Origin of the sequence: Streptomyces sp. NPDC020362 (genome assembly GCF_040642095.1) — a bacterium.
Taxonomy (GTDB): domain Bacteria; phylum Actinomycetota; class Actinomycetes; order Streptomycetales; family Streptomycetaceae; genus Streptomyces.
In genome coordinates this window covers 12,652-24,833 of record NZ_JBFAET010000069.1, presented here as the reverse complement: position 1 = coordinate 24,833, position 12,182 = coordinate 12,652, and the positions used below count along the sequence as shown (strand labels likewise).

At 73.9% G+C, this 12,182-nt stretch carries 11 protein-coding genes and 1 tRNA gene; 8 read left to right on the top strand and 4 right to left on the bottom strand.

What is annotated here, in order from left to right:
* Nucleotides 1-26 precede the first annotated feature (26 nt).
* Together AB0H32_RS23970 and AB0H32_RS23965 are read right to left on the bottom strand one after the other, a co-directional pair.
* On the bottom strand, nt 27-896 hold the full coding sequence (locus tag AB0H32_RS23970) for a fused MFS/spermidine synthase (protein ID WP_361124099.1): 870 nt from the start codon (nt 894-896) through the stop codon (nt 27-29).
* A 34-nt stretch (nt 897-930) separates the two neighbouring features.
* Complete coding sequence (locus tag AB0H32_RS23965) at nt 931-1,386, bottom strand: hypothetical protein (RefSeq protein WP_361124098.1); 456 nt, start codon at nt 1,384-1,386, stop codon at nt 931-933.
* Nucleotides 1,387-1,632: 246 nt separating this feature from the next.
* Here AB0H32_RS23965 and AB0H32_RS23960 point away from each other — a divergent pair, with 246 nt between their 5' ends.
* Nucleotides 1,633-3,093 (top strand): hypothetical protein, encoded by a 1,461-nt coding sequence (locus AB0H32_RS23960; protein ID WP_361124096.1) that lies wholly within the window; start codon nt 1,633-1,635, stop codon nt 3,091-3,093.
* Between the two features lie 208 nt (nt 3,094-3,301).
* Here the strand turns inward: AB0H32_RS23960 and AB0H32_RS23955 are convergent, their stop codons facing one another.
* Nucleotides 3,302-3,907: a histidine phosphatase family protein gene (locus AB0H32_RS23955; protein ID WP_361124094.1), complete on the bottom strand. Its 606-nt coding sequence runs from the start codon at nt 3,905-3,907 to the stop codon at nt 3,302-3,304.
* A gap of 235 nt (nt 3,908-4,142) precedes the next feature.
* Between AB0H32_RS23955 and AB0H32_RS23950 the strand changes: the two genes are divergently transcribed.
* The 7 genes from AB0H32_RS23950 to AB0H32_RS23920 all read left to right on the top strand — a co-directional run bounded on the left by AB0H32_RS23950 (nt 4,143) and on the right by AB0H32_RS23920 (nt 10,618).
* Nucleotides 4,143-5,087 (top strand): phosphatase PAP2 family protein, encoded by a 945-nt coding sequence (locus tag AB0H32_RS23950; protein WP_361124092.1) that lies wholly within the window; start codon nt 4,143-4,145, stop codon nt 5,085-5,087.
* A 1-nt stretch (nt 5,088) separates the two neighbouring features.
* Nucleotides 5,089-6,186, top strand: coding sequence for a hypothetical protein (locus AB0H32_RS23945; RefSeq protein WP_361124135.1), 1,098 nt, complete (start codon nt 5,089-5,091; stop codon nt 6,184-6,186).
* The gene (locus AB0H32_RS23940; protein ID WP_361124090.1) at nt 6,177-7,811 is read left to right on the top strand and encodes a hypothetical protein; all 1,635 of its coding nucleotides are present in this window, start codon (nt 6,177-6,179) and stop codon (nt 7,809-7,811) included. Before AB0H32_RS23945 ends, AB0H32_RS23940 begins: the two co-directional genes overlap by 10 nt.
* On the top strand, nt 7,808-9,145 hold the full coding sequence (locus AB0H32_RS23935) for an AAA domain-containing protein (RefSeq protein WP_361124088.1): 1,338 nt from the start codon (nt 7,808-7,810) through the stop codon (nt 9,143-9,145). Before AB0H32_RS23940 ends, AB0H32_RS23935 begins: the two co-directional genes overlap by 4 nt.
* 157 nt (nt 9,146-9,302) lie before the next feature.
* A complete protein-coding gene (locus AB0H32_RS23930) occupies nt 9,303-9,674 on the top strand; it encodes a hypothetical protein (RefSeq protein WP_361124086.1) in 372 nt (123 codons plus the stop codon).
* A 295-nt stretch (nt 9,675-9,969) separates the two neighbouring features.
* Nucleotides 9,970-10,554, top strand: a complete 585-nt coding sequence (locus AB0H32_RS23925; RefSeq protein ID WP_361124084.1) for a hypothetical protein — start codon at nt 9,970-9,972, stop codon at nt 10,552-10,554.
* Nucleotides 10,545-10,618: transfer RNA gene (locus AB0H32_RS23920), tRNA-Lys, on the top strand. Before AB0H32_RS23925 ends, AB0H32_RS23920 begins: the two co-directional genes overlap by 10 nt.
* A 146-nt stretch (nt 10,619-10,764) precedes the next feature.
* Here AB0H32_RS23920 and AB0H32_RS23915 read toward each other — a convergent pair.
* Nucleotides 10,765-12,018 (bottom strand): M6 family metalloprotease domain-containing protein, encoded by a 1,254-nt coding sequence (locus tag AB0H32_RS23915; protein WP_361124082.1) that lies wholly within the window; start codon nt 12,016-12,018, stop codon nt 10,765-10,767.
* Between the last annotated feature and the right edge of the window lie 164 nt (nt 12,019-12,182).

The window sequence follows — 12,182 nt, the reverse complement described above, 5'->3', positions numbered from 1 at the left end:
TCCCGGCACGATCCGACGGAGAGGTCCTAGCGGAACACCGAGGGCGGCGGGGCCGGGGAGGCCACCGCCGCCTCGTCCGTCACCGGCAGGGCGCCGCCGGTGAAGTCGGAGAGCTGCTTGCCGTGTTCGACCCGCGCGGGGTGGGGGTCGGAGGCCGCCCGGCGGGTGAGTTCGGCGAGCGGGAGCGGGAGGTCGCAGGCGACCAGGACGGCATTGCCGAAGCGCTTGCCGCGCAGCACGGCCGGGTCCGCGACCAGGGCGACCTCCGGGAAGCGGGCCGCGGCGGTGGCGATCTGACCGCGCAGATGGGCGAGCGGCGGGCCGTCGGCGAGGTTGGCTGCGTAGACACCGGAGGGCTTCAGGGCCCGGCGGACCTCGTCAAGGAACTCGGTGGAGGTGAGGTGGGCGGGGGTCCGGGCGCCGCTGAAGACATCGACGACGACCAGGTCGGCCCAGCCGTCCGGCACCTTGGCCAGCCCCTGACGGGCGTCCGCCGACCGCACCCGGATCCGGGCGTTCGGGTCCAACGGCAGCTCACGGCGGACCAGTTGGACGAGGGCCGCGTCCCGCTCGACGATCTGCTGGGTGGAGCGGGGCCGGGTGGCGGCGACGTACCGGGCGAGGGTGAACGCGCCGCCTCCCAGGTGCACGGCCTGCACCGGCCTGCCGGGCGGGGCGGCGAGGTCGATGACATGACCGAGGCGGCGCTGGTACTCGAAGGAGAGGTGGGCCGGGTCGTCCAGGTCGACGTGCGACTGGGGCGCCCCGTCGATCAGCAGCGTCCAGGCCCGGGAGCGGTCCGGGTCGGGTATGAGTTCCGCGAGCCCGCCGTCGACCGCTTCCACCACGGCCTCGACGGCGGCCGACCTGCGCCGGTTGTTCCTGGACCTGCCCATCGGTCCATTTTCGCAGCTGCCGGGGGCACGTGCTTCACCGGCGGCTGTCGGCGGCCTCGATCAGCCGGGCCGCCTCCCCGAGGGCCCGGCGCAGCACCACGGGGTCGGTCGCGAGGTGGGCCTCGCCGGGCGGCAGCAGCCAGTCCGAGCCCTCCACCGGCGGCGCCGGGTCCAGCCGCAGCCCCTGCCCGTTCGTCTCGGTGCAGATGCTGCCCGGCACGTCCCAGCAGGCGGCGGTGCCGGCCGGCACCAGGAAGCCGAGGGTGTCGCAGCCGCCGTCGTGCAGCACGGGTCCCACCGTCTCGCCGACCCCGCGTCGCAGGATGTCGACCGCCTCCAGCCCCTGCCGGGCCGGCACCGTCACGAGGTCGCACGCCGCGCCACCGGCCGTCGGCGACACACCCGGCGACGGCGACACGCCCGGCACAACGGATGTGCCCGATGTACAAGGATCGTTGCTCTGGCTGGTCTCCATGCCGGCCTCCACCACGCCTGTTGCAGTCCATGGTGCTCAACGCGCGAGCACGTCAACGGCTACGGCACAAGTGCGCCGCAAAGGATGGCAGTTCATGGCAGATCGTGGATGAGATATCCGGTTTGTAGCTAAACCCTGCGTGGCGGACCCATCACAGCAGGTACGTTCTTGCTCGCCGGAACCAGGGTGTCACGCGGACAACTCAGCCCGAATCCACCCCGGATCCGGCATGGTTCGACGGTTCGCACGAGAGGACCGGCCATGGCGTCGTCAACCGAGACCTCGTCACAGCCCGAACGGCCAGTACGGCCGAACCTCGCCTTCCGGCAGCTGCGCGGGCGGCGCTCACCGGCCGAGTTCGCGGCGCTGGTGCGGCGGGCCGCGCGCGAGATCGGCGAGCGGGTGAGCTGTGACGCGCGTTACGTCGGCAGGGTCGAGGCGGGTGAGATCCGCTGCCCGAACTACGCGTACGAACGGGTGTTCCTCCATATGTTCCCCGGTCGCACGCTCACCGACCTCGGCTTCGCGCCGCGCTCGTCCGTCCGCGGACGAGCGGCCCGTACGGCCGCGGACGCGCCCCCGGCGCTCGCCACCGCTGAGACGCAAGGGGCCCACGAGCCGTATGACACGCAGGACCGGTACGACCCGCAGAACCCGCACGAACCGCACGAGAACGACCCACTGAACCACGAGGAGAGCGACGTGCTGCGTCGCGCATTCATGACCGGCGGGGGCGTCACGATGGCCGCCGCCACGCTGAGCCCGCTGGGGCTCACCACCGGTGCCGCGGCGGCTGCCCGGCCGCTGCGCCGCGCCGGAACCCCGGAGGCCACCGCCCTGGAGGAGGCCGTCCGCCGCATCCGGCTGCTCGACGACCGGCACGGCGCAGACGGTCTGTACCGGCGCGCGGCGGCTCCCCTGCGCGCCGCCTACGCGCTGCTCGACGCCGGCGCGACCCGGCAGACGACCGCCGAGAGGCTGCACTCGGGCGCGGGTGAACTCGCCATCTCCGTGGGCTGGCTGGCCCACGACTCCGGCCGCTTCGACGACGCACGCTCGCACTACGCGGAGGCTCTGGCCACCGCCCGTATGACCGGCGACCCGGGCCTGGAGGCCCACGCCTTCTGCAACACGGCGTTCCTGGCCCGCGACGCGGGCCGCCCCCGCGAGGCGGTACGCGCGGCGCAGGCCGCCCAGCGCGCCGCCCGCCACCTGGGCTCGCCGCGCCTGCTGTCCCTGCTCGCGCTGCGCGAGGCGGGCGGCTGGGCGGGCCTCGCCGACCGCACCGGCTGCGAGCAGGCACTGGCCCGCGCGCAGGCCCTCTTCGAGCGGGGCCGCTGCGAGGCCGACCCCGAGTGGATGAGCTTCTACGGAGAGGCCGAGCTGGAGGGACTGGAGGCGCAGTGCTGGTCGACGCTGGGCGACTGGCGTCGGGCGTCGCGCCACGCCGGCCGCGCGGCCTGGCTCCAGGACCCCCACTTCACCCGCAACATCGCCCTCTACACCGCCGAACTGGCCGACGACCTGGCCCGCGAAGGCCGTCCCGACGAAGCGGCGGCAGCAGCGCTTCGGGTGCTGGATCTGCTGGACCAGGTCCAGTCCTCCCGCATCCAGACGATGTTGGCGGGAACGGCGCGGGTGCTGCTCCCGCACCGGCGGGCCTCGGGTGTCTCGGAGTTCCTCGACCGGCATGCCTCGCGCCCGAGGGCCGGGCGGGCCTAGCGAAGGGGGCCGCGGACCGCCTCTTTGACGAAGGGGACTGCGGACCGCCTCTTCAACTGCGGGTCGTCATCCGGCTGCGGGTGCGTGGGGGCCGGCCGGGCAGGGCTCTGCCCCTGCGGGCCGGTGGGGGCTGGTCGCGCAGTTCCCCGCGCCCCTTTGGCGCGCTCCTGTGCGACACTCCCCAGCGGCGGGCAGTCATGGCCACACATCACCCGGCCAAGTGCCCCACATCGTTCCAGGTCTCGATCGCCGGCTCCCCGTACGCCCAGCCCAGCACCGACAGCGACGTCGGATTCAGCCGTATCCGCGCCGCGAACTCCAGCGGCAGCCCCAGCCACCGCGCACCGATGGACCGCAGAATGTGCCCGTGGGCGAAGACCAGGACGTCGCGGTCGTCGCGGTCGGCCGAGCGGGCCCACGCGACGACCTCGTCCGCGCGCGCGGTGACCTCGGCGATGCTCTCCCCCTCCGGGACGCCGTCCCGCCAGATCAGCCAGCCCGGCCGGACGGCGTGGATCTCGGCGGGGGTCATGCCCTCGTACGCGCCGTAGTCCCATTCCATCAGCGTGTCCCAGGACTCGGCACGTTCACCGAACCCGGCCAGCTCGCACGTCTCACGCGCGCGTGCCAGCGGGCTGGTCCGCACCTCGACCCCGGGCAGCCCGTCGAGCGGCGCCCGGTGCAGCCGTTCGCCCAGCAGCTTGGCCCCGCGCCGGCCCTCCTCCAGGAGAGGCACGTCGGTCCTGCCGGTGTGCTTGCCGGACAGCGACCATTCCGTCTGTCCGTGCCGGGCCAGCAGGATGCGTGGTGCCATGGGGGACCTTTCCGGGAGGGCGACGCCGAACGGACGCCACGAGAACGACAGGAAGCGGTGTCCCTCCATCATCGCTCACCCCGGGCGGGGGCAACCCGGCGGGCGGTCCCGGCGTCTTTGAGGGCTGAAGCGCCCGGATGACCGGGAGAGCGCCCGCATGGCCGGGATATGGACACCGTAAAGTGGCACGGTCGCCCGCCGGGGCGGACCACAGCAGAAGGGGGAGGGCGATCCGATGCCGCAAACGGACACACCGGGCACCGGGGCGGTCCCGCGAACCCGGTTGCGGTGGTGGACCGAGCTTCCGCTGATCCTGCTGGTCTACGGCTGCTACTCGGCCGGACGGCTCCTCGCCCGCGGCGACGTCTCCTCGGCCGTCGACCACGGCCTGGCGATCCTGCGCATCGAGAAGGCCCTGCGCCTCAACGCGGAGCACCCGCTCAACCGGCTGTTCACGCGTGAGCCCTGGCTCGGCGTGCCGGCCGACTTCTGGTACGCCTCACTGCACTACCTGATCACGCCCGCCATCCTGATATGGCTGTTCCGGGCCCGCACCGAGCACTACCGCGCGGCCCGCACCTGGCTGATGACGTCCACGTTCATAGGCCTGATCGGCTTCACCCTGCTGCCCACCTGCCCTCCGCGTCTGCTGTCCGGGAGCCACGGCTTCGTCGACACGATGGCCCACTACAGCTCGTACGGCTGGTGGGGCGGCGAGGCCAGCGCCCCGCGCGGCATGGGCGCCATGACCAACCAGTACGCGGCGATGCCGAGCCTGCACGTGGGCTGGGCGCTGTGGTGCGGGGTCATGCTGTGGCGCCACGGCGGCACGCGCCTGGCGAAGATCTTCGGCGTCGCCTACCCGCTGCTGACCGCGATCGTCGTCATGGGCACCGCCAACCACTACTCCCTGGACGCGGTCGCGGGCGTCGCGGTGATGGGCGTGGGCCTGCTGCTCGCACCGCGCGTGATGCGCGGCGCGGACCTGCTCCGGGCCCGTCTGGTCCGTCGTACCCCACCGGTCCCGGCAGGCACTGGTTCCCCGATTGTCAGTGCCGGATGCCAGACTTCCGCGGGTGAGCGAATTCCACGGCAGCGCGAGTCGCAGCGCGCATCCGCAGCCGACCCGGACGCCTCCCCCAGCGACGCGGGCGAAGGGGCTCCGGCACCGACTCGCTGAGCTGCGCGGTCCCGACGTACCGGCGAAGGCGCTGGACGCGCGCGCCCTCGCGGCGCTGGCCGCCAACCCCGGGTGCCGCAGGCGGGCCGTCCTGGACGGCGCCGGGGTGGACAAGGCGGCGCTGGCGAGCGCGTTGGGCGCGCCCTCCGGTTTCGGCCAGTCGCAGTTCGCGCTGACCCGGGGCAACGCCTTCGAGGCCCGGGTGAAGGCGGACGGCGGCGCGGAGCTGCTGCGCCTGGTCCACTCCCGGCTCGACGCGGGCGCCGAGCCGCCCGCCGGGGCCGCCGTCCCCGATCTGTCCGCGCCCGGCCCCGAGGGGCGTACGGCCCGTACGGCGCTGGCGCTGCGCGAGGCCGTGGCCGCGGGCGGCTGGACACTCCTCGACCATCCGATGCTGGCCCTGGACGTGGCGGGCTCGCTCGCGTTCCTGGAGCCGGACGCGGTGGTGGTGCACCCGGACGGCAGCTGGACGGTCGTGGAGATCAAGTCCTTCCCGATGCTGGACGGTTCGGCCGACCCGGCGAAGGTGGGCGCGGCCGCCCGGCAGGCGGCGGTGTACGTGCTGGCCCTGGAGGAGGTCGCGGCCCGGCTCGGCCAGGACGGCACCCCTGCTCCCCGGGTGCGGCACCGGGTGCTGCTGGTGTGTCCCAAGGACTTCTCCAACCTGGCCACCGGCTCCGCCGTCGACGTGCGCAAGCAGCGCGCGGTCACCGCCCGCCAGCTGGCCCGGCTCACCCGCATCGAGGAGATCACCGACGCGCTGCCCGAGGGCACCTGTTTCGCCCCGGACCGGCCGGCCGAGGAGCTGACGGCGGCCGTGGAGGCGGTCCCGGCGACCTACGCGCCCGAGTGCCTGTCCGCCTGCGAACTGGCCTTCCACTGCCGGGAACGCTCCCGCGCGGCGGATGCCGTCACCCGTCTGGGCCGCCCCCTGCGCGCGGAGCTGGGCGGCCTGACGACGGTCGCGGACGTCCTCGCGGCGGCCCGCGGGCAGAGCGGCGACCCCGACGACCCGACGGTGGCGGCCCTGCGCCGGGCTGCGGCCCTGCGCGCGGAGGCACTCGCCACGGCCGGCCGGGAGGTGGCCCCTTGTCCCTGATCGCCACCCTGGCCCGGCTGGAGGCCGTCAGCACCGGACGCGCCCAGCCCGCCGCGACCGTCCGCCACCGCCGTCTGTCCGACCACCCCCTGGTCTTCGTGCCCCTCACCACCGCCGGTGAGACCGGTGCCCCGCTGGGCGCGCTGGTCGGCACCGACCGGGACGCGCCGCGCCTGCTGGTCGTACCGCAGCCCCGCGACCGCGATCTGCGCTTCGCGTTCCTCGCCGACCTGGCCGATGTCGTCCTGCCGTACCTCGACTCCTACCAGGAGGCCGTCGAGGCGGCCGAGCGCACCGAGACCGACCCGGAGACCGGCAAGCGGGTCAAGGTCGAGGTCGAGCTGTGCGCGGACGCGCCCCAGCTGATCGTGCCGAGCCGGGCGGGCCTGGACTTCGTGCGGCTGCTCGGCCGGTCCATGCGCTTTCGCCGCACCGCCGAGCAGGACCCGGAGACGCCCCACCCCGCACCGCCGCGCATCCCCCTGCTCGGCCGGTGGCTGACCCATTACGGCGAGCGGGCCCGCGTACCCGGTTCCTCGCTCCTGCTGGCCCTCACCGACGTGCTGTCCCGGCACTGGGCGACCGGCCAGTCCGGCCTGGAGGACCAGCACCTGGGCGCGCTGCTCGCCTGGATCGACTCTCCCCCGGCCCCTGTTTCGCCCGGCCCGGCGGACCCCGGGCGGACGGGGACCGGCGCCGAGGCCGCCCGCCGGGCCGAGCTGGCCCGCGACGCAGACGGCCAGCTGCTGTGCCCGCCGGCCGGCCCGGCCACCGACCCGGCGTTCGACAACAAGCTGCTCGCCCCGGCCATCGAGCGCCACGACCGCGCCCGCGCCGCGCTGGCCGCCGCCGAGGACGCCCTGGAGGCCGACGACCGGCTGGCCGCGCTCACCGCCGCCGAGCAGGAGATCCGCGACCTGGTCGAAAGCCGCACCCGGCCCACCTGGGACGCGGTGTGGCGGGGTCTGGACCTGCTGCGGGCGCTGCCGGAGGGGGCGCACGTCGAGGAGCGCTGGACCCGCGACCGCTGGTCGTTCACCGGCCACCGCGACCGGGTCCTGGCCGGCGAACCCCCGCAGCCGCGCCGCGACGACGCGGTGACGGCCGCGAACAAGCTGGCCACGCGGGAGCGCGAACAGGCCCGCCTCGAAGCGCAGGAGGCGCTGGACGACCCGCTGGTGATGGCGGGGCGGCGGCTGGCCGGGGAGGCGTTCGCGGGCCAGGTCACCGATGTCGTCCTCACCCACAGCGAGGGCAGGCGGCCCAGCCCGCGCCCGCTGGTGACCGTCCGCACCGAGGACCGGCCGCATCTGGCGGAGCGGGCGAAGGTGTACCGCTCGCTGGGCGGCAAGCCGCAGGCGGCGGAGTTCGTCGGGTACGACGGCGCCGCTGAGGAGGGGCTGCTGGTGCTGCGGATCGTGGACAAGATGGGCCGGGGCAAGGAGCCCGAGCCCGGTTCGGTGCCGGAGAAGGGCGACGCGGTGTGCTTCACCCTCTTCGAGCACGAGCAGCGCGGCGGCGCGAAGCTGCCCGACCCGGAGGAGACCCCGTGGACGCACGGCGGCCCGCCGGGTGAGGCCGTGCAGGAGGCGCCCGACGCCGTGACCGCGGAGGACGTGCTGTGACGACCGTCGACTTCGATCCCTCGGCCGCGGCGGCACGCGCCACCGACGCGATCCTCCACGACACCCTGCACGGCACCGAGCGGGGCGTGGTCGTCGACTCCCCGCCCGGCGCCGGCAAGTCCACCCTGGTGGTCCGGGCGGCCCTGGAACTCGCCGACGCCGGGCGCCCGTTGATGGTGGTCGCCCAGACCAACGCCCAGGTGGACGACCTGGTGCTGCGGCTCGCCGAGAAGAACCCCGAGCTGCCGGTGGGCCGGCTGCACAGCAGCGACTCCGACCCGTACGACAAGGCACTGGACGACCTGCCGGCCGTTCGTACGTCGGCGAAGGCGGCCGACCTGCAGGGCCTGCCGGTCGTCCTGTCCACCGCCGCGAAGTGGGCGCACGTCACGGCGGACGAGCCGTGGCGGCACGCGATCGTGGACGAGGCGTACCAGATGCGCTCGGACTCCCTGCTGGCCGTGGCCGGTCTGTTCGAGCGGGCGCTGTTCGTGGGCGACCCGGGCCAGTTGGATCCGTTCGCGATCGTGGGCAGCGAGCAGTGGGCGGGCCTGTCCTACGACCCGTCGGCCTCGGCCGTGACGACGCTGCTGGCGCACAACCCGGAGCTGCCGCAGCACCGTCTGCCGGTCTCCTGGCGCCTCCCGGCCTCGGCGGCCCCGCTGGTCTCGGACGCCTTCTACCCCTACACCCCGTTCCGCAGCGGCACCGGTCACGGCGACCGGCGGCTCTCCTTCGCCGTCCCCTCCGACGGCTCGGGCCCGGACCGGGTGATCGACGAGGCGGCGCAGTCCGGCTGGGGCCTGCTGGAGCTGCCCGCCCGGCACACCCCGCGCACGGATCCGGAGGCGGTACGGGCGGTGGCGACGGTCGTACGACGCCTGCTGGACCGGGACGGCGCGGCCGTCTCGGAGCGCTCCACGGCCCCTTCCCCCCTCACCGCCGACCGCGTCGCCGTCGGCACGGCCCACCGCGACCAGGCGGCGGCGGTCCGCTCGGCGCTCGCCGAGCTGGGCGTGGCCGACGTCACGGTCGACACCGCGAACCGCCTCCAGGGCCGTGAGTACGACGTCACGGTCGTCCTCCACCCGCTCTCCGGCCGCCCCGACGCGACCGCCTTCCACCTGGAGACCGGCCGCCTGTGCGTCCTTGCATCCCGCCACCGGCACGCCTGCATCGTGGTGTGCCGCGCCGGAGTGGGTGACCTCCTGGACGACTACCCGTCCACGGAACCGGTCCAGCTGGGCACGCTGGTGAAGTTCCCGGACGGATGGGAGGCGAACCACGCGGTGCTGGCACACCTGGGAGAACACCGCGTGACCTGGCGGCCATGACCGGACCGCCGGCGCCGGGCCCATCGGCCTGCGGGCCGGCCGGGTGTCCGGGCAGGGCTTCGGGGCGACGCCGAGGTGCCCTTGCCCGCACGCGAGACAATGGACGATGGCCACCGGAAGGCGGTGCCCACCGGATCGAACGAGGAGGAGAGAAGACATGGCGGAGCCCACGCCGCGTCGGAACGAACCGCGGCTACGCCCCGCGCCCCTGATCTTCGAGCCTGCTCAGGCGGCTGCCGATCCCGAGCACTTCTTCGACCTGGAGTCGATCGAGGATCCGCGGGCGCTGCTGGCCCGGGCGACGGAGCTGGCCCAGGCGTTCCGGGCGGCGGCCGACCGGGCCGTGGAGTTCCAGGCCGTCGCGGCGGCCCAGCTCGCCGACCCGCGCCGGTTCGACCGGCTGACCCCGGCGGACATCGCCGAGCAGGCGGAGTGGACCGAGGACTACGCGAAGCGGATGGTGGAGTTCGGGCAGGATCTGATGCGGGGTGCCGACACGGAGGGCCGGACGCCCGTCGACCCCGTCTAGCCCGTCGACCCCGTCCAGCCTTTCCAGCCCGTCAGCCCCGTCCAGCCCGTGCGGCTCGGCCGGCCCGTCGAGCCCACCCGGCCCGTCCAGCCCGTGCGGCTCGGCCGGCTCGGCCGGCTCGGCCGGCTCGTCGAGCCCACCCGGCCCGTCGAGCGCATGCGGTCGTCGGTCCGGGTCGGGGCCCAGCCCGTCTGGCATATGCCAGGCGGGCAAGATACTCCTCCCCACCCTCCCCTGTCCCGAGTTTCCGCAACTCAGGAGAACCGCGCACTCACAGCCGGTACATCTTGTTGGCATGAGCAGTACGCCGAATGTCACCTGTGCCACCCCCGACGGAGCTGCCTGGCTCGCCTCGACAGGAACGTATCCGCGCAGCACGCTCGCGAACTGGCAGGAGCACCCCGACGCCCCCCTGGTCCTGCCCTGCGGCACCGTCTTCGACGTGGTGAGCGCCCCCGTGGTCTTCGGGCGCCGCATGCTGGACCGGTTATGGGACGAGGGCCCGGGATCCGGACCGGTCGCGGTGTTCCGGGGCCGCATGCTGCTGTTCGCCGCCCCGGCCACGGCCCAGCGCCTGCCCTCGCTGCTGACCTGGGAGGAATGGGGCGGCGGCCACGGCAGCCGGACCGCGGCCGTGCCGCCGCTGCTGTGCCACGGCACGGGGGACGCGGTGACCGTCCCCGCCCTGTCGGGCGGCGCCTCCCCCACCCCTGGCGGCTCCCGCTGGCTGGTCGCTCCCGACACCCGTCACCCCTGGCTGCCCGGCCCCGAGGTGGTGCTGTGGGCGGCCGTGCGGGCGGCCCGCGCAGCCGTGCGGATATCGATTTTTCCTCCCGCCGACCAGGATGCTAAGGTCTACGACGTCAGCAGGCGCCGCTAGCTCAGTTGGTTAGAGCAGCTGACTCTTAATCAGCGGGTCCGGGGTTCGAGTCCCTGGCGGCGCACATGACGACGGCGGGTCGGTTCGAAAGAATCCGGCCCGCCGTTTTCGTATACATGTGCGCCCCGCACGGGCGGCCGGACACCGCACCCCTCAAGGCCGGCCCGACACACGACCCGCACGGTCGGCCGGACACCCCGGCCCGAGAAGTCAGCCGACCACCCCAGGCGTGATCTTCACGGTCCACGCGCCGGACGCCGTCCGGTCCTCCACCTCCACCTTCACGTCCTCCCCGGGCACCGTGAAGCTCTCCCCGAGGGAGACCGGGGCGTCGGCCAGGGGTGGATAGACCGAGTTCTCCCAGCACGCCTCGGTGTGCGGATGGGCGTCCACCACCTCGACCGGTCCGCCGCCGGACTCCGCGCCGCCGCGTACCCGGTAGACCAGGACCCCCTGCCGGCAGACCGCACGGTCGCTCCCGGCCGAGCCGCGCGCCTCGAAGGCCAGCGCGCTGTCCGGCCCGGTGCGCACGACCGCCAGCTTCGCGCCATGGCCGAGGCCGAAGGCGGGAGCGCCCGCCGCGCCCTGCGCCGGGACGCCCGGCCCGGCCTCCAGCGGCTCCAGGGTGAGACGGGTCGGGCCGGCCCCGCGCACACACACCACCTGGCGCGGATCCAGCCAGCCCAGCTTCCACTTGTGCCAGGCGAACAGGTCCGGGGACAGCCCGAACTGGCTGCCCATCAGGTCCCAGTCGCCGACGTAGGTGTCCCAGTCCCCCTTGCCGTCGACCGGTCGGTGGTAGAGGTCGGGGAGATCAAAGACGTGGCCCGTCTCATGGGCGAGGACCAGACGGTCGGGCGGGTGCTTCTCGAAGACCGTGACCACCCTGCGCACATCCGTGCCATCCACGTGCATGGGGGTGTCCAGATTGACGACCTTGGTCGCATCGGAGTCCACGCCGGGCGCGTCCGGATCTGCGACGAAGTAGACGACGCCGTAGCGGGAGAAGTCGACCTCCTTGTCGGCCACGGCGAACGCATCGCGCAGGTAGGCGGCCCGGTCGGCGGCGCTCCAGTCGCGCTTCATGGCGTACGAGGCCGACGGCCGGGGCATGCGCAGCCAGTGCCCCAGCGGATGCGGGCGCAGGGTGAACCTGCCGTAGGAAGCCTGTTCGAAGAAGCGACTGGTGGCCGGGAAGTGGTCGGCCGTCAGCTCGGCCGGGGTGGTGCGCGGGGCGGCGTCCGGAAAGGAGAGGAAGATCATCACGGCGTCGAGCGTGCCGGTGGGGCGGGAGTAGTCGGAGTTCCAGGTGTCCACGCCCTCCGAATGGTGGGCCTCGGTCCGGTGCAGGGCACATGGGGCCGGCGAGAAGGGCTCGGCGACGGACGGGCCGGTGAGGATCGAGGTCGCGGCCAGCGCCGACATCGTGGTGAACACGGCGGCGGTGCTGCGCAGCTTGGGCACGGAAGGACCTCCGGATGCGGTTCACGGGACACCTCATCCAGACTGTGCATGTTTGATGATGTTCGTCCTGTTTGCCTGAACCAGAAGGGTGAGTACGCCCATTCGGGCGCCCGGCGTGCACCGGCGGTCGACACCCCGAAACACTCACGGAACGTCACAACTGG